This is a genomic window from Kitasatospora sp. NPDC091335, assembly GCF_044757205.1.
Classification (GTDB): Bacteria; Actinomycetota; Actinomycetes; order Streptomycetales; family Streptomycetaceae; genus Kitasatospora.
Map to the genome: position 1 here is coordinate 1 of NZ_JBIVUM010000025.1, position 16,762 is coordinate 16,762.

The window sequence follows — 16,762 nt, forward strand, 5'->3', positions numbered from 1 at the left end:
TGTCGATGCGTCACCACCCGCGACAACAACCACGCCGAAACTGAAACGCAACGCACCTCACGTGGCGACCGCAGATCTCAAGACCGGGTCACTAGCCGAAGACGGCCTGCCGGAAGGCGTTGCGCAGCTCGGTGAGCTGTCGGACGCCCCGGTCGTAGTGCACCTTGTTGGTGAGCAGCAGGGCCCAGCGGCCGAGCTGCCGGGAGATCCAGAAGCCGGTGCCGGTGAAGCCGTAGTGGACGAAGGTGCCCTCCGCCGGATCGGTGCCGGGGGCGCAGAGCCAGGACAGGCCGCGGGCGGGGACGAGGCCGCCGGTCTGCTCGCGCAGCGACTCGTCGATCCACGCCCCGCCCCAGGGCAGTCCGGGCGGCGGGGCGAGCAGCGCGGTCAGGAAGCGGGCGAGGTCGCGGGCGGTGGAGAACGCCCCGGCGTTGCCGGAGACCCCGCCGAGCAGCCGGGCGGAGGGGTCGTGGACGACTCCGCGCAGGTGGGTGCCGGTCCGCTCGTCGTACTCGGTGGGCGCGGTACGGGCGGCGAGCACCGTGCCGAGCGGGCCGTACCGGGTGTCGGCCATGCCGAGCGGCTCCCAGACCCAGCGCGCGGCGAGCTCGTCCAGCGGCGCGCCGCCGAGGTCCTCGACCAGGTAGGTCAGCAGCACGGCGGCCCGGTCGGTGTACTCGACGGCCGTACCCGGCGGGCGGTGCAGCGGGGCGGTGACCACCCCGGCCCTGATCGCCGCGAGGTCCCGCCCGTAGAGCTGCTCGAACCGGGTGTACGGGAGCATCCCGGCGGTGTGGGCGAGGAGTTGACGAACCGTCACCTCGCCTGCGGGGTGCCCGGCGGCGGGCGGCCACCAGTGGCCGAGCGGCTCGTCCGGTGGCAGCCGCCCGGACTGCCACAGCACCCCGGCGCAGGGCCAGAGCGCGACGATCTTGGTGAGGCTGGCGAGGTCGTGGAGGGTGTCGGGCCCGGGCCGCAGCCGTGCGTACGGCCCCTGGCCGAGCAGGCCGTGGCTGCCGCCGCCGAGTGTGCCGCCGGCGTCGCCGACGGCCCAGACGGCACCCGCCCCGACGGTGCGCGCGCCCTCCCCGACCAGCCGGTCGACTCCGGACATTCCGAGCCCGTCGGCGCCGGACGCCGGTCGGCGATGACTCATCCCGTCCCCCCTTCGAGGCGACGTGAGCCTTCCCCGCGCGGCCGCCGCTCAGACCGCCGGAGTCAGCTCCTTGCCGAGGCAGATGCTCTGCTCGTGGTCCCTGTAGATGCCGAACTTCCGGATCGCGGCGTAGCCCTCGGACTCGTACAGCGCGACGGCCTCGGGCTGCTCGGTGCCGGTCTCCAGGATGACGCGGGTCCGCCCGGCCTCGATCGCGCTCCGCTCCAGGCGGTGCAGCACCGCACGGGCCAGGCCGCGGCCGCGGGCGTCGGGGACCACGAACATCCGCTTCAGCTCGACGTCACCGTCGCGCAGGTCGTCCGGGCCGGCCTGCTTGGCCCGCCAGCCGCCGCAGGCGACCGGACGGCCGTCCAGGTAGACGATCATGAACAGGCCGGCCGGCGCCTCGAAGTCCTCGGGGTGCATGACGGTCTCGTCCGGGTCCCCGTAGCGGCGCACGTACTCCTGCTGCACCTCCGCCGAGAGGGCCTGGGCGTCGGGGTGGGCGTAGCCGGTGACGCGGAACTCGACGGTGCCGGTGTCCTGGGCGGTGCTGGTGCTCATGGGAAAAGAGCCTACGGTCCCCGCTCAGCGGACCTCGAACCGGGCGACCAGCTCGTCCTTGCCGAACATCCGGGCGGTGTCCACGGCACTGGGGGTGCCCGCCCGCGGGTCGGCGCCGCCGGCCAGCAGCACGTCGAGCACGTCGGTGGCGCCCTTGAAGACGGCACCGGCCAGCGGGGTCTGCCCGCGGTCGTTGGCGAGGTCCGGGTCGGCGCCGTGCCGGAGCAGCTCCGCCACCGTGGCGGCGTGGCCGTGGTAGGCGGCGAGCATGACCAGGGTGTCGCCGCGGTCGTTGGTGAGGTCGGCCGGGGCGCCGGCGTCCAGGTAGGCGCCCAGGGTGTCGGTCTCCCCCGCCCTGGCGGCGTCGAAGAGCTTCCCGGCGAGCGCGATCACCTCGGCGTCGGGGGCGTCGGGGGCGTCGGCGGGCTGCTGGCTGGCGGCGTCGGTCATGGCGGGCGGCCTTTCCGGTCGGGTCTTCGGGCGGATCTTCGGTCGGTTCCCGGGACGGCTCCCGGGGCGGTGCTTCGGGCGGTGCTTCGGGCGGTGCTTCGAGACGGTCACCGGCTGTGCCAGGGCACGGTAGCGGCCGGTGCCGCGGCGGACCAGCGGGCATCCGGAATCCGGATGACGGCCCGCCGCCGCCTCGACACACGACCACGTGCGTTGCGCAGCCATTCGAGCGAACTTCCCCGACCCCCCGGAAACTTCCCGCCCGCCGTCAGGGAATGCCTCGGCGCACGGAATCCCCGCGCCGCCCGGCCCCCGCACCGACCGGTTCCCATACCGCCGTCCGGTCGCCGGAAGGGCATTGAATGGCAGAACCACCCATTTGCGCCGTTCCATCATCTATTACTTTTTGTCACGATTGGTGCACTTTCCGTAACACCCCTGCTGGTTCCCCTTCCGAGGAGCGGAACGTGATCCTCTCGATTTCCGGCATCGTCCTGTTCGGCACCATCGCCTTTCTCTTCTTCCGCCGGGACGGACTAAAGGTCTCCCACGCCATCGTCTGCGCCCTCCTGGGCTTCTACATCGCCGGCTCCTCGATCGCCCCGAGCATCACCGCGGGCGGCGCGAGCCTCGCCAGCCTGCTGAGCGGCATCAGGTTCTAGCCGGCCCCGGCCTCCCCGCATCCCCGTACCGGCCCGGGCGCGGATCCCACCGCCCCGGGCCCCGTCGCACCCCACCCGCGAACCCCCACCCGTCCCGCCGCCCGGGGAGTCAAGGAATGCCGCTCCATCGCCACCTCAGCAGGGGCCGCGCGATCGCCCGGACCGCCGGGGACCACGCCTCCGACATGTTCACCCCGCTCTCCGTCATCGGCCGCGGCCTGCGCCACCACGCCGACTGGGCCAAGGAGCGCTGGCAGGCCACCCCGAAGGAACGCCGCGGCCCGACGCTCTTCCTGACCGCCGCCATGGGGATCGGCGTCTACCTGCTGCCGCACGGCCTGCTGTTCGCCCTGATCGCCCTGATGGCCAGCGCCGCCTGGACCGGCCGGGCCCCCAAGGCGGCGCCGGCGCCGCCCGCCCCGGACGTCGCCGACGTCAAGCTCGGCGCCCTCTACGCGGCGCTCACCCCGTACCTGTGCGGCCCCGAGGACGCCAACCCGCTGTACCACTTCGAGGGCGGCTACCGGAGCGCCTTCAGCGCCTGGGAGTTCGACGGCGAGGGCCGGCTCGCCCGGCTGGAACTGAGCTACCCCGCGTACTTCACCGACACCGAGCCCGCCTCCAGGGCCAGGATCGAGCAGGTGGTCCAGGGCAAGGCCGGCCGGGCCAGGGAGTTCCGCTTCGACTGGGACGAGGAGTCCAACCGGCTGCGGATCTCCGCGCTGGCCCCGCTGCCCACCGACGTCGTCGCCCAGCGCTTCGTGGCCGCCCCCGGCGAGATCGTGCTGGGCTTCACCGACGAGGACGGCACCGCCAGGACCATCCCGGTCACCCAGGGCGGCACGACCGTCCAGCAGCCGCCGGTGGTCTGGCGCACCGGCCCGCGCTCCTCCGAGCCGCACCTGCTGGCGCTCGGCGTCACCGGCTACGGCACCTCCAGCCTGCTGCGCTCGATCGCGCTCCAGGCCCTCCCGTACGGCGACCTGGTGGTGGTCGACGGCGCGGGCACCGGGGAGCACGCCTGCCTGGTGAACCGGCCCGGCGTGCACACCGTGGAGACCAGCCTGCACGGCGCGCTGGCCGCCCTGGAGTGGGCCGCCGGGGAGACCGAGCGCCGGCTCGCCGCGCTCAACGCCGCCCGGCACGCCGGCACCGCCCCGCCCGAGGACGTCACCCGGCCGCTGTGGCTGCTGCTGGACCACCCGACCGAGCTGAGCGAGCTCGCCCAGGCCGAGGGCCGCCCGGACCCGCAGGACCTGCTGGAGCTCCCGCTGCGGCACGGCCGGGCCGCCCGGGTCACCGTGGTGGTCGCCGACGACGTCGAGGCCGGGGACCGGATCACCGCCACCGTCCGCGCCACCACCAGGGCCCGGGTGGTGCTCGGCCCGGCCGGCCCCGACGAGGGGCGCGCCGCGCTCGGGGCCGCGCTGGACATCGTGCCCGCCTCGCACGTCCCGGTCGGCCGCGGCTACGCCCGGATCGGCAACGGCGCCCCGGTCCGGCTCCAGGTGCCCGCCACCGTCGACCCGCTGGACGACGAGGCCCCGGACCGGCTGCGGGACGCGGTGATCGCCCTGCTGCCGCACCGGGACGGCCGCGTCGAGGCCGCCGCCGCGCCGCCGCGCCCGGAGCACCCGCCCACGCTCCCGGCGGCCGGGACGCCCGCGTCGGCCCGTCCGGTCGACCTGGTGAAGGGCGAGCCGATGGTCCGTTCCCGACCGATCTCCTGACCGCGGGCCCAGCCGGCCCTTCCGGGCCCGGTTTTCCGGTCCCCGCGGGGGTCGGCGCCCACCGGCGAATCCCGTCCCGGTACGCTCGTCGCAGAAAGTCCACCCGATCACCAGATGTGAAATAGGTGACACCTGGGGTGATATCACCGGCCAGATGTGACAAATCGGGCGCAGGTGGGTACAAACAGGGGCGGCACTACAGACGACGCATGTCCCGGGACGGGAATCTTCGTCGGAAGCCGAGCGTTGACCGAACGACGAAGAACAGCGACCACTAGTCCTGTGGGCCATAAGCCCGGGAGGCACGATTCATGAGCGAGCGAGCTCTCCGCGGCACGCGACTCGGGGCCACTAGCTACGAGACCGACCGTGGTATCGATCTGGCTCCCCGCCAGACCGTCGAGTACGCATGTCAGAACGGACACCGTTTCGAGGTTCCTTTCTCGGTCGAGGCGGAGATCCCCTCGACCTGGGAATGCCGCTTCTGCGGCCAGGAAGCGGCCCTTCTCGACGGTGACGAGCCGGAGGAGAAGAAGACCAAGCCGACGCGCACCCATTGGGACATGCTGATGGAGCGCCGGACGCGCGAGGAGTTGGAGGAGGTGCTGGCCGAACGGCTGGCCGTGCTCCGCTCCGGCGGGATGAACCTCGCGGTGCACCCGCGGGACACCCGTAAGAGCGCCTGACCCGACCTCGCTCCCGCTCCGGCGGGAGGACGCGAAAAGGGACCCTGGTCACCAGGGTCCCTTTCGCGTTGTCCGGTGCGCGCTGCCCGGTTCCGCATCGGCCGGTTCCGCATCGGCCGGCTGCACCTCCGCCGGGCCTCGGACCGTCCGGTCCGGCGGGCGCCGGACCGGACGGTCCACGGGAACGGGAGGGTCAGCCCGCGATCGGCGGACGGTGGGTGGTGTCCGGGCCCTGCGGGCCGGCCTGCGGGTCCACCACCTCGCCCTGGATCACCTTGCCGTCCGGGCGGTGGATGCGCAGCTGCTCCTGGAGCCGCATCGCGTCCGCGAACGGGTCGGCGCCCGCGGTGGCGGCGGCGCCGCGCAGCGCCTTGTCCGCGGCCCGGCGCCCGACCACCCGCCACAGCGCCCGGGTGGGCGGGAAGATCAGGGTCAGGGCCACCAGGTCCGACAGGAAGCCGGGGACGATCAGCAGCAGGCCGGCCAGCACGGTCATGCTGGTGCCGGTCTCCGGCTGCTGGGACTGCGGGTTCTTGCTCTGCTCGATCGCCGCCGACAGCGCCTTCAGCCCGGCCCGCTTGATCAGCGAGCCGCCGATCAGGACGCCCGCGACGAGCAGCAGCACGACGGTGAAGCCGCCCAGCCACGAGCCGACCTGGACCAGCAGCCAGATCTCCAGCACCAGCCACGCGGTGATCAGCAGTGGCAGCACCCGGCGGAGCCTGCTCCGCCGGGCCGGACGGGTGGGGGTAGCTTGCTGGGTCACGGTACGAATCCACTCCAAGCGGTGCTCTGCGCGCCGCACGGGAGGTCCGGGCCGGCTACGGCACCACCTGGTCCAACGATTCCCGGCCTGCCGGTGTTCCGGCGGAGGACTTCTTCCGGCGGCCGATCAGCAGGGCCGCGCCGCAGGCCAGCAGACCTCCGACGGCCAGCGTCCACTCCGGGACGGCGCCGACCCGGTCGGCGACCGTGGTGCCGTCGCGCAGCGGGACTGTGGCCGACAGCTGGGCCGCGGTCAGCTCCTCGGTGCGCTGCTGGACGCTGCCGTCCGGGGCGATCACCGCGCTGATGCCACTGGTGGCGGCGATCAGCACCGCCCGGCCGTGCTCGACGGCCCGCAGCCGGCTCATCGCGAGCTGCTGCTCGGGCTGGCCGGTCCTGGCGTAGGTCGCGTTGTTGGTCTGGACGACCAGGACCCGGGCGCCGCTGTCCACGGTGTCCCGGACGATCTCGTCGTACGCCACCTCGAAGCAGATCACGTCGCCGATCCGGGCCGGGCCGAGCTGCATGACGCCGTTGTGGTCCCCGGGGTAGAAGTCCCTGGCGACCCGCTGGAGCCGGGTGATCACCTGCATCAGCTGGGCGCGGAAGGGCACGTACTCGCCGAACGGGACGGGGTGCTGCTTGGTGTAGGAGGCGCCCGGCCCGGTGACCGGGTCCCAGACGATGCCCTCGTTCTGGACGTGCTGCGCGTCCGGGCCGTCCACCAGGGTGCCGACCAGGGTGGGCACGCCGATCGCCTTCACGGCCTCGTCGATCCGCTGGTGGGCGAGCGGGTCGCTGAACGGGTCGAGGTCGGAGGAGTTCTCCGGCCAGATCACGATGTCGGGGCGCTGGACCCTGCCGGCCTCGATGTCGGCGGCGAGGCGCTCGGTGGCCGCGGCGTGGTTGTTGAGGACCATCATCGGGCGGCCCAGGAAGTCCATGCCCGGGTTGGGCACGTTGCCCTGGACGATGGCGACCTTGACGGTGTCGGCCGCGGCGGTGGGCACCGGGACGAGGTAGCCGGCCAGCAGCGCGGCCACCGCGCCGAGCGCCGCCAGCGCGGCCGCCTTCGGGGCCCTGCCGGGCCCGCGCAGGCGCAGCGCGGCCCAGGCCAGCAGGGCGCCGGAGAGGGCGACCGCGAAGGTCACCAGCGGCGCGCCGCCGAGCGCGGCCAGCGGGGTGTACGGGGTGGCGGTGTTGGCGAAGGCGAGCCGGCCCCAGGGGAAGCCGCCGAGCGGCAGCCGGTCGCGGGCCCACTCCTGGGTGATCCACAGGCAGGCCGACCAGAGCGGCCAGCCGGGCAGCCTGGAGGTGACGGCCAGGGCGCCGCCGAGCAGGGCCAGGAACAGCGCCTCCACGACGGACAGGCCGACCGTGGCGTCCCAGCCGACCACCCGCAGCCAGCTGAGCAGCATCAGGAAGAACGGCAGGCCGAAGGCGAAGCCCGTCCACAGGCCCTGCCGGAAGGTGCGGCCCCGGGTGAGCAGCGACAGCGCGGCCACGCCGAGCAGCGACAGCGGCCAGAGGTCGTACGGCGGGAAGGCGAGGGCGAGCAGCAGGCCGGCCAGGGCGGCGAGGCCGGTCCTGGGCAGTCCGGCGCGGACCTTGGCGAGCGCCCGGGCGCCGCGGCCCGGTCCTGGCACCGGCCCCTGGGGCTGCGGCACGGTCTCGGACCGTTCCTGGGTGACGGGAGTGGCCACCGGCGCACCATCTTCCTGGGGCTTGCTGTTCGGACGCTGTGCGAAGAAGGTACCCCGGAACGTCGATGGCCCGTGAGGTCAGGGTGGTGGCCGGGGCAGCGCGGGGCGTAGCGGAACTCCCGCAGCGGCCAGTGGCCGGTGAGCCAGTCGGAGACGGCCCGGTACAGCGGGGTGTCCAGGTGGGCGCGGTCGGCCCTGACCCAGGAGCTGACCGAGAGCACGGACGGGTCCTCGCGGTCCGGGTAGAGGCAGACGCAGCCGATCACCTCGTCGCGGTCCGGCTCCAGGACGGTGTAGGTGAAGCCGGTGCGGGCCTCGAAGTCGGCGGCGTGCCGGCGCAGGTCGTCGAGGTTCCGCTCCGGCGGCATGCCCTCGGCGGGCGGCCAGCCGCGGCCGGCCCAGCCGGGGGTGGCGCGGATGTGGGCGATGCTGCTCGTCCAGGCGGCGTGGTCGGAGGCGTTGTGCCGCTCGCCCAGGGGCTCCAGGCGGAACTCCGGGGCGAGCAGCTCGCGCGGGACGGTGAAGTCGGCGGGCACCGGTGCGGTCATGGTGGTCAACCCAGGGTGCGGCGGCCCGCCGTTCCACGGGATTTACCGCTGGTACACCGTGCGGCCGCGGACCACGGTGCGCAGGCAGGCCGGCAGCGGGTGGCCGGGGGTGAGGTCGGGCAGGCCGGGGGTGCCGGAGCGCGGGTCGGTGGACCAGCCGGCCACCCGGGAGTCGGGCGCCTGGACGACGAGTTCGCCGGCCGCCCAGATCGCGTAGCTGGCGACCGCGCCGGGCACCAGCACGCCGTCCTGGTCCCGGCCGACGGCCCGCCAGCCGCCGCGGGTGTGGGCGGTGAAGGCGGCGCGCACCGAGATCCGGTGCTCCGGGGTGTGGTGGAAGGCGGCCGCGCGGACGGTGCCCCACGGGTCGAGCGGGGTGACCGGGGCGTCCGAGCCGAAGGCCAGCGGGACGCCGGCCCGCAGCAGCGCGGCGAAGGGGTTGAGGGCCGCCGCCCGCTCGGCGCCGAGGCGCCGGACGTACATGCCCTCGGGGCCGCCCCAGGCGGCGTCGAAGGCGGGCTGGACGGAGGCGGTGAGGCCGAGTTCGGCGAAGGCGGCGACGGTCTTGTCGTCCAGGGCCTCGGCGTGCTCGACGCGGTGGCGCAGGGCCCTGACCCGGTCGGCGCCGACCCGGGTGCCGGCCGCCCTGACGCCCTCGACGACCGCTGCCACGGCGGCGTCGCCGATGGCGTGGAACCCGGCCTGGAGCCCGGCCTCGGTGCAGGCGGCGACGTGGTCGGCGACCTGCCCGGCGCTCAGGTAGGCGGTGCCGGTGTGCCCGGCGTCGGCGTAGGGGGCGTGCAGGCAGGCGGTGTGCGAGCCGAACGCGCCGTCCACGAAGAGGTCGCCGCCGGCGCCCACCGCGCCGAGCCTGCGGGCGGTCTCGACGCCGCCCAGCTCGCCCCAGTAGCCGAAGACCTCCGGCCCCTCGCCCTCCGCTGCCAGGGCCAGCAGGGCGGTCAGGTCGGCCTCGGAGGAGATCTCCGGGCCGGCGCACTCGTGCACCGCGCCGATGCCGAGTTCGGCGGCGCGGGCCAGGGTGGCGCCCTGGGCGCGGCGGCGCTGCTCGGGGGTGAGGCGGGCCAGCGCGGTCTGCCGGACGGCGTGGTGGGCGTCCTTGGTGAGCGGGCCCTCGGGGTCGAATCCCGGCGCCTCGGCCAGGCCCTCGGTGAGGGTGCGCAGCGCGCTGGTGGCGAGCGCGGAGTGCACGTCGGTGCGGGAGAGGTAGAGCGCGGCGCCGCGGGCGGCCTCGTCGAGTTCGGCGAGCGTGGGCGGGCGGCCCTCGGGCCAGCCGGTCTCGTCCCAGCCGTGGCCGATCAGCACCCCGCCGGGCTCGGACCGGGCCTCGGCGAAGGCGGTGACGGCGGCCAGGGCGGCGGCCAGCGAGGGGCTGCCGGTGAGGTCGAGACCGGTGAGCGCCAGGCCGGTGGCGGTGGCGTGCACGTGGGCGTCCACGAAGGCCGGGGTGACCAGGGCGCCGTCCAGCTCGACGATCTCGTCGGCGGTCGCGGCGTACGCCTCGGCGGCGCCGTCGCTGCCGACCCAGGCGACGTGCCCGCCTTCCACGAGCATCGCGGTGGCGAAGGGGTCGGCGGGGCTGTACACGGCGCCGCCGCGCAGCAGGACGGTTCGTGGGCCCTTCCCGTCCGAGGGCGGGCAGGAAGGGAGGGTGCGTTCGGTCATGCGGCCAAGTCTGCACCCCGCCGGTTCGCGCTCAGAGCTTCGGGGGTCGCGCCTCGTACGGGGTGGACAGGACGACGGTGGTGCGGGTGGAGACGCCGGCGGCGCTGCGGATGCGGGCGAGCAGGTCCTCCAGGTCGCCGGGGGCGCCGACGCGGACCTTGAGGATGTAGTTCTCGTCGCCGGCGACGCTGTGGCAGGCCTCGATCTCGGGCAGGCCAGCCAGGCGCTCCGGGGTGTCGTCCGGGGCGCTCGGGTCGAAGGGTTTGACCGAGATGAACGCGGTCAGCGCCAGGTCGACGGCGTCGGGGTCGATGATCGCGGTGTAGCCGCGGATCACCCCGCGCTGTTCGAGGCGGCGCACCCGCTGGTGCACCGCCGAGGTGGACAGGCCGGTGGCCTTGCCCAGGTCCGTGTAGCTCATCCGGCCGTCTTCGAGGAGCAGCTGGACGATGCGTTGGTCGAGATCCTCCACAGTGCGCAAACCTACCCGGTCGGGAGCACGGGGGGCGCACGAGGTGGCACGGAGCGGTTTCCCAGGTGCCAGACGGCATGTGCCGGGAGAATGTGGCAACCGGTGTGGCCAAGGACACACCCGGTGCATCACGGTGCGCAGAAGCGCAGGATTATGAGTCCGGATCACAGGGAAGTGCTGGTTGTGGCCCTGGACGACCACGCCGGGCCCGATCCTAGGGGGATCCTCATGCCTGCTACCGACCAGCGCGTGCTGGGCGCCGACGAGACCGACGATATGACCGACCGCGAGGACCTCGCGGTCGACCACATGCCGGGCACCGACCCCGGCGAGGCGGACACCTGGGACATCTTCCGGGTCCACTGCCCCGAGTGCCGCCGCCCGATCGCCCTGGTGGCGGACGAGGAACGGCTGCCGCTGCACGCACTGCTGCCGACCGCCTGGAACCCCTTCGCCCCCGCGATCTGCCCGGGTTCGGGCACGCCCACGGACGACCTGGCCGAGGCCGAGGATTCGGAGGACGCCGAACCGGTCCTGTTCGACGCGCTGTTCAAGCTCCCGAGCGGGCTGGACTGGCGCACCCAGCCGTTCTCGCACGCCGTCGCGCACCGCCCGGTGCGGCTCGCCGCGGTCGGCCAGGCCGCTCCGGTCGTGCCCGCCGGCCCGACCGTCACGGCCCTGCGGGGCGCCATCCCGGAGCAGCGCCGTCGTCGTCCGGCGCTGACCGCCCGTACCGCCAAGGCGAGTTGACCCGTCATCGGAAATGCCTCCGGCCGTCACTCCGCACCCTGGAGTGACGGCCGGAGGCCGTGTGGGGGAAGGCCTCAGGCCTTCGTGAGGTGCCGGCCGATCACCAGGCGCTGGATCTGGTTGGTGCCCTCGACGATCTGGAGCACCTTGGCCTCGCGCATGTAGCGCTCGGCCGGGAAGTCCTGGGTGTAGCCGTAGCCGCCGAGCACCTGGACGGCGTCGGTGGTCACCCGCATCGCCGCGTCGGTGCAGAACAGCTTGGCCATCGCCGCCTCCTTGGAGAACGGCCGGCCGGCGTCCCGCAGCCGGGCGGCGGACAGGTAGAGCGCCCGGCCGGCCTCGATCTGGGTGGCCATGTCGGCGAGCATGAAGGACAGGCCCTGGAAGTCGGCGATCGGGCGGCCGAACTGGCGCCTGGTGCGGGCGTAGTCGACCGCGAGGTCGAGCGCGGCCTGGGCGACGCCGACCGCGCAGGCCGCGATGCCGAGGCGGCCGGAGTCCAGGGCGGCGAGCGCGATCTGGAAGCCCTGCCCCTCCTCGCCGACCAGCCGCTCCCTGGGGACCCGGGCGCCGTCGAAGTGGAGCTGCGCGGTCGGCGAGGACCGCATGCCCATCTTGTGCTCGGGCGGGGCCGCGGACAGGCCCTGCTGGGTGCCGGGGACGAGCAGACAGCTGATGCCCTTGGCGCCCTCGGCGCCGGTGCGCACCAGGGCGCTGTAGAAGTCGGCCCGGCCGCCGTGGGTGATCCAGGCCTTGGTGCCGTTCACCACGTACGCCTCGCCGTCGAGGTCGGCGCGGGTGCGCAGCGCGGCCGCGTCGGAGCCGGACTGGGGCTCGGAGAGGCAGTAGGCGCCGAGCTGCTCGCCGGAGAGCATGCCGGGCAGCCAGGCGTCGCGCTGCTCGTCGGTGCCGAAGGTGGCCAGCGCGTGGCAGGACAGGGTGTGCACGCTGACGCCGAGGCCGATGGCCAGCCAGCCGGCCGCGAGCTCTTCCAGCACCTGGAGGTACACCTCGTAGGGCTGTTCGCCGCCGCCGTGCTTCTCGCCGTACGGGAGGGAGAGCAGGCCGGCCTCGCCGAGGGTGCGGAAGACCTCCCGCGGGAAGCGTCCGGCGGCCTCGTCCTCCGCCGCGCGCGGCTGGATCTCGCGCTGGACCAGGTCCCGGGTGAGGCTCAGCAGCTCGCGGGCCTCCTCGCTGGGCAGCTGGCGCTCCACGGCTTTCACAGGGGAGGGGGTCATGGCGGTGGTCGCCTCCTCGATCGGGCGCCGGGCCGAGGTGTCGGCCGGTCCGGCGGGGGTGTGGCAGTCGGACCGACCGGCACCGGGTTTCGGTGAACGGCCGTTCACAGTCGTGGCGAAGGCGAGTATGCCCGAAACCCGCGCCGCCGTCACGACCAGCACATTTGAACTGTCCGCAGTGGCGGGATACGGCACCGTAGGGTTGACGTTGTGGCTGCATCCGAACTTCTCCCGCCCCCGCTCCGGTCCGCTCGCGACGACCGGCTGACCGCGCTCGCGGCGGAGCTGCGCGCGCTGCCGCCGTCCTGCGGGCCGGTGCGGCTGGTCGCGGTGGACGGGCACGCGGGCTCGGGCAAGACCACCTTCGCCGGACGGCTGGCGGCGGCGCTCGGCGGGGCACCGGTGGTCCACCTCGACGACCTGGCCACCCACGAGGAGTTGTTCGAGTGGACCGGACGGCTGCGCGAGCAGGTGCTGGAGCCGCTGGCGGCCGGCCGGGACGCCGAGTACCGGGTGTACGACTGGACGCTGCGCCGTTTCGCGGGCACGGCCCGGGTGCCGGCCGCCCCGGTGGTGCTGGTGGAGGGGGTGGGCGCGGGACGGCGGGCGGTGCGTCCGTGGCTGGCGCGGGTGATCTGGATGGAGTTGGAGGCGGCCGCGGCCCGGCGGCGCGGCGAGCAGCGGGACGGTCCGGAACTGGCCGGGTTCTGGGCGGGTTGGGCCCGGGCCGAATCGGCGCATTTCGCCGTCGATCCGAGCCGTCCGTACGCCGCGACGAGGGTCGACGGGTGACCGGCCGGATCGCGCCGGGCACTGTGGGTGAATCTTCAACCATCGCCTTGACCTGCGACATCGCCGGGACCTAGGTTCGTCCCAGCCGCCGGAACACCTGCTTCCGGCCGCCCGGACCCGGCGCCCCCGGCTTGTTCCCCCGTGAGCCGGGGACGCCGTCCGGTCCCCTTCCGAAAGTCGCTCCCCCGCCGCCGGTTTCCCCGCCCGGCCGCTCAACGACCGCTCGCGCGATCACATTTGACTCGGTGCCACACCCTTCCGGATCAGCCCCGCGCCGGTACGATTCCTGGCAGGCGCAGACGCGCCGCATGGGGTCGACGACCACCAGCCGGGCTGGGCGCAGGCGACTCGCCGGCCGAGCCCCGGGCCGCACCGCGGGGGGGCGTGAGTGACGACGGTGGACAGTTCCGACAGCACGGCGGGCGGACCGGACCGGCTCGCCGACCGTGCCTGGCTGCGCGCCATGGACGCCTACACGGCCGGCGCGTACGCCCGGGCCGAGGAGGAGTTCCGGGCCGCCGTCCGGCTGGACCCGGGGATGGCCGACGCCTGGCTCGGCCTGCACGCGCTGCGCAGCGACACCTCGGCCGCGCTGCTGGCCATGTACCGCAACCAGAAGCGGTTCGGCGAGCAACGGCGGCTGCACCGACGGCCGCTCAGCTCCTGGTACTGGCTGGGCTGGTGGGTGCAGCCCGTGCTGGAGGACGCCCGCGACCTCGCGCTCGCGCACGCCTCGCACTGGCTGGACGGCCGCCATCTCGCCGAGCTGGACCGGGCGTTGGAGCAGTGCCCGGCGCCCGGCGAGGACTCCGCCGCCCGCTTCCTGTACGCCTGCCGCTCCTACCTGCTCAAGGACTGGGAGCAGCTGATCCGGGACACCGACCGGCTGCTGGACGACCCGCTGCTCGGCATCGAAGCCGGGCTGTTCGCCGGCATGGCACGGGTGCGCCTCGACATGTGCGCCCAGGCGCAGGTGCCGCTGGCCGCCTCGCTGGCCCGCTGCCGCTCCGAGCAGCCGCAGCGCAAGGAGCTGCGGTACTGGCTGGCGCGGGCGTACGACGGCGCCGGGCGCAGCGCGGCGGCGCTCCCGCTCTACCGGGCGGTGCACCGGGCGGACCCGGCGTTCATGGACACCGCGGCCCGGCTGGCGGCCATCTCGGCCGAGGACGGGCTCGCGGACGGGCTCACCGACGCGTTGTCGGACGGCACCACGCTCGGCGGGCGCCCGGGCGGGACGGACGCACCGGGCGGGCCCGGCGTCGACTCCGGGTACCCGGAGGACGCCGGATTCGCCGGACTGCCGGGGTACGGCGAGGAGTTCGGGGACATCGGCGGGCCCGCCGGCGCGACCGTCCCCGGCGACGAGGTGTCGAACGGTGCGCCGACCGGCGGGGTGCCGTCGGGTGGCGGGCCCTCGGTGGACGCCGGGCTGGTGGACGGCCCCCCAGCGGGCGGCGCACCGTTCGACGGCGTTCCGGCCGGCGGGGCCCCGCCGGCCGGCGCCCCCGCCGACGGCGCGCCGCAGACCGCCGGGGAACGCTCCGGCTCGGCCCCCTCGCCCGGCACCGCCGTACCGCCGCCGCTGCCCGCCCTCGGCCGGGCGCAGCCCAGGGCCGCCGCCGCGCCCGAGCCCAGGGCCGGCGGCAACGAACGGGAGCTGGACGCGGCCCTGGCCGAACTCTCCCTGATGGTCGGCATGGAGCCGGTCAAGCGCCAGGTCCGGGCGCTCTCCGCCCAGTTGCGCATGTCGCGGCTGCGGGCCGAGCAGGGCCTGCCGGTCCAGCCGCCGAAACGCCACTTCGTCTTCTCCGGCCCCTCCGGCACCGGCAAGACCACCGTGGCCCGCATCCTCGGCCGGGTCTTCCACGCCCTCGGCCTGCTCTCCGGCGACCACCTGGTGGAGGCCCAACGCGCCGACCTGGTGGGCGAGTTCCTCGGCCAGACCGCCGTGAAGGCGAACGAGCTGATCGACTCCGCGCTGGACGGCGTGCTGTTCATCGACGAGGCGTACAGCCTCTCCAACTCCGGCTACACCAAGGGCGACGCGTACGGCGACGAGGCGCTCCAGGTGCTGCTCAAGCGCGCCGAGGACAACCGCGACCGGCTGGTGGTGATCCTGGCCGGCTACCCCGAGGGCATGAACCGGCTGCTCGCCACCAACCCCGGCCTCAACTCCCGCTTCACCACCAGGGTCGACTTTCCCAGCTACCGCCCCGGCGAGCTGACCGCGATCGGCGCCGCGCTGGCCGGCCGGGACGGCGACGGCTGGGACGAGGACGCCGCCGAGGAGCTGGCCAGCATCTGCGTCCACGTGGTCCGCGAGGGCTGGATCGACGAGCTGGGCAACGGCCGGTTCATCCGCACCCTGTACGAGAAGTCCTGCGCCTACCGGGACCTGCGGCTGTCGCTGCTGCGCGAGCCGCCCGGCCGGGAGGACCTGGCCACGCTGCGCCTGCCGGACCTGGTCCAGGCGTACGGGGAGCTGATCGACGGGCGGGGCTGAGGCCCGCCCCGCGGATCAGCCCCCTCGCTTGTTCCCCGCCGGCCGCCCGTCGGTCCGGCCCCGGTTCAGCCGTTGAGCAGCGCGGCCTCCCGCTCGCGGTCGAGCCCGACCCTGGCCCGGTCCGGCCGCCGCGGCGCGCTGCCGCCGATCGACCGCAGCCAGGCCCAGGTGTCCTCGACGGTCTCGGCGACCGGTCGGCAGCGCAGCCCGGCGCCGAGCGCGCGGTCGACCAGGCCGGTGTGCAGGAAGTCGTACAGTTCGCCGGGCGCCAGCCAGATCGGCAGCTCGGTCCACGGCTCGATGCCCGCCGCGAGGATCCGCTCCGGGTCCGTCCAGCGCAGTTCGGCGTCCGAGCCGGTGACCCGTACGCAGGCCTCCAGCAGCTCGCCCATGGTGGCGTGGCCGGAAGGGCCGACCAGGTTGTACGGGCCGCCGAGGCGGGCCGCCACGGCGTCCAGGGTCCAGGCCGCGAGGTCGCGCGCGTCGATGTACTGGAGGGCCAGCTCGCGCGGCCCCGGGGCGAGCACCGGGCCGCCCTCCGCGATCCGGCTGAGCCACCAGGGCAGCCGGCCGATGTTCTCGTGCGGGCCGAGGATCAGCCCGGCGCGGGCGAGCAGCGCCTGCCCGCCGTACTCCGCCTCCAGCGCCAGTTCCGCGCCGCGCTTGGCCTCGGCGTAGGGCACCTCGCCGGTGAGGTCCGGGGAGGAGGCGACCACCGGGGCGGCCTCGCCGGCCCCGGCGGGCAGCGGGTGGTCGTAGACCGACCGGCTGGAGACGTACGCGTAGTGGCCGACCCGGCCGTTCAGGAAGCGGGCGCTGTCGCGCACCGCCGCGGGGGCCCAGGACCAGGTGTCCACCACCGCGTCCCACTCCCCCGCGCCGAGCGCCGCGAGGCCGTCCTCGGCGGTGCGGTCGCCCTTCAGCACCCGGACACCCTCCGGCGCGGGCCGCGTGCCGCGGTTGAGGGCCGTCACCTCCCAGCCCCTGGCCAGCGCCTCCTCGGCGACGACCCGTCCGACGAACTCGGTTCCACCCAGCAGGAGAAGTCTCATGCCGACCA

General features: G+C 74.7%; 16 protein-coding genes. 7 read left to right on the forward strand and 9 right to left on the reverse strand.

Going from position 1 to position 16,762, the window contains the following annotated elements:
- Positions 1-91 precede the first annotated feature (91 nt).
- The 3 genes from ACIQOW_RS35505 to ACIQOW_RS35515 are packed head-to-tail and all read right to left on the reverse strand — an operon-like array spanning position 92 to position 2,170.
- A complete protein-coding gene (locus ACIQOW_RS35505; protein ID WP_401091987.1) occupies positions 92-1,156 on the reverse strand; it encodes a serine hydrolase domain-containing protein in 1,065 nt (354 codons plus the stop codon).
- A 48-nt stretch (positions 1,157-1,204) separates the two neighbouring features.
- Positions 1,205-1,720 carry a GNAT family N-acetyltransferase gene (locus tag ACIQOW_RS35510; protein ID WP_401091988.1) on the reverse strand — a complete coding sequence of 172 codons (516 nt, stop codon included), beginning with the start codon at positions 1,718-1,720 and terminating at the stop codon, positions 1,205-1,207.
- 24 nt (positions 1,721-1,744) lie between these two features.
- Positions 1,745-2,170, reverse strand: coding sequence for an ankyrin repeat domain-containing protein (locus ACIQOW_RS35515; RefSeq protein ID WP_401091989.1), 426 nt, complete (start codon positions 2,168-2,170; stop codon positions 1,745-1,747).
- Positions 2,171-2,637: 467 nt separating this feature from the next.
- Between ACIQOW_RS35515 and ACIQOW_RS35520 the strand changes: the two genes are divergently transcribed.
- The 3 genes from ACIQOW_RS35520 to ACIQOW_RS35530 all read left to right on the forward strand — a co-directional run bounded on the left by ACIQOW_RS35520 (position 2,638) and on the right by ACIQOW_RS35530 (position 5,248).
- Complete coding sequence (locus tag ACIQOW_RS35520; protein ID WP_188300502.1) at positions 2,638-2,832, forward strand: hypothetical protein; 195 nt, start codon at positions 2,638-2,640, stop codon at positions 2,830-2,832.
- Positions 2,833-2,948: 116 nt separating this feature from the next.
- On the forward strand, positions 2,949-4,562 hold the full coding sequence (locus ACIQOW_RS35525) for a hypothetical protein (protein WP_401091990.1): 1,614 nt from the start codon (positions 2,949-2,951) through the stop codon (positions 4,560-4,562).
- A 311-nt stretch (positions 4,563-4,873) separates the two neighbouring features.
- Entirely contained in the window at positions 4,874-5,248 is a 375-nt protein-coding gene (locus ACIQOW_RS35530) for an RNA polymerase-binding protein RbpA (RefSeq protein WP_188300504.1), read from the forward strand.
- Positions 5,249-5,441: 193 nt separating this feature from the next.
- On the opposite strand, the gene fxsA is transcribed toward ACIQOW_RS35530, so the two are convergent.
- The 4 genes from fxsA to ACIQOW_RS35550 all read right to left on the reverse strand — a co-directional run bounded on the left by fxsA (position 5,442) and on the right by ACIQOW_RS35550 (position 10,419).
- Positions 5,442-6,014, reverse strand: coding sequence for an FxsA family membrane protein (fxsA, locus tag ACIQOW_RS35535; protein WP_401091991.1), 573 nt, complete (start codon positions 6,012-6,014; stop codon positions 5,442-5,444).
- Positions 6,015-6,069: 55 nt separating this feature from the next.
- The gene (gene lnt / locus ACIQOW_RS35540; protein ID WP_401091992.1) at positions 6,070-7,716 is read right to left on the reverse strand and encodes an apolipoprotein N-acyltransferase; all 1,647 of its coding nucleotides are present in this window, start codon (positions 7,714-7,716) and stop codon (positions 6,070-6,072) included.
- 590 nt (positions 7,717-8,306) lie between these two features.
- Entirely contained in the window at positions 8,307-9,947 is a 1,641-nt protein-coding gene (locus tag ACIQOW_RS35545; RefSeq protein WP_401091993.1) for an amidohydrolase, read from the reverse strand.
- 31 nt (positions 9,948-9,978) lie between these two features.
- Positions 9,979-10,419 carry an Lrp/AsnC family transcriptional regulator gene (locus tag ACIQOW_RS35550; RefSeq protein ID WP_045694655.1) on the reverse strand — a complete coding sequence of 147 codons (441 nt, stop codon included), beginning with the start codon at positions 10,417-10,419 and terminating at the stop codon, positions 9,979-9,981.
- 228 nt (positions 10,420-10,647) lie between these two features.
- Here ACIQOW_RS35550 and ACIQOW_RS35555 point away from each other — a divergent pair, with 228 nt between their 5' ends.
- Positions 10,648-11,169, forward strand: coding sequence for a hypothetical protein (locus ACIQOW_RS35555; protein ID WP_401091994.1), 522 nt, complete (start codon positions 10,648-10,650; stop codon positions 11,167-11,169).
- Between the two features lie 74 nt (positions 11,170-11,243).
- On the opposite strand, the gene ACIQOW_RS35560 is transcribed toward ACIQOW_RS35555, so the two are convergent.
- Positions 11,244-12,407, reverse strand: a complete 1,164-nt coding sequence (locus ACIQOW_RS35560) for an acyl-CoA dehydrogenase family protein (RefSeq protein ID WP_188300510.1) — start codon at positions 12,405-12,407, stop codon at positions 11,244-11,246.
- On the opposite strand from ACIQOW_RS35560, the gene ACIQOW_RS35565 reads away from it, so the two are divergent.
- From ACIQOW_RS35565 to ACIQOW_RS35575, 3 genes are all read left to right on the forward strand, one after another.
- The gene (locus ACIQOW_RS35565; RefSeq protein WP_401091995.1) at positions 12,406-12,675 is read left to right on the forward strand and encodes a hypothetical protein; all 270 of its coding nucleotides are present in this window, start codon (positions 12,406-12,408) and stop codon (positions 12,673-12,675) included. The genes ACIQOW_RS35560 and ACIQOW_RS35565 overlap by 2 nt on opposite strands.
- On the forward strand, positions 12,618-13,199 hold the full coding sequence (locus ACIQOW_RS35570) for a uridine kinase (protein WP_401091996.1): 582 nt from the start codon (positions 12,618-12,620) through the stop codon (positions 13,197-13,199). The genes ACIQOW_RS35565 and ACIQOW_RS35570 overlap by 58 nt, the downstream gene beginning before the upstream one ends.
- 463 nt (positions 13,200-13,662) lie before the next feature.
- The gene (locus ACIQOW_RS35575; RefSeq protein ID WP_401092063.1) at positions 13,663-15,702 is read left to right on the forward strand and encodes an AAA family ATPase; all 2,040 of its coding nucleotides are present in this window, start codon (positions 13,663-13,665) and stop codon (positions 15,700-15,702) included.
- A 65-nt stretch (positions 15,703-15,767) separates the two neighbouring features.
- Here the strand turns inward: ACIQOW_RS35575 and ACIQOW_RS35580 are convergent, their stop codons facing one another.
- On the reverse strand, positions 15,768-16,754 hold the full coding sequence (locus ACIQOW_RS35580; protein WP_401091997.1) for an NAD-dependent epimerase/dehydratase family protein: 987 nt from the start codon (positions 16,752-16,754) through the stop codon (positions 15,768-15,770).
- Positions 16,755-16,762: the final 8 nt, after the last annotated feature.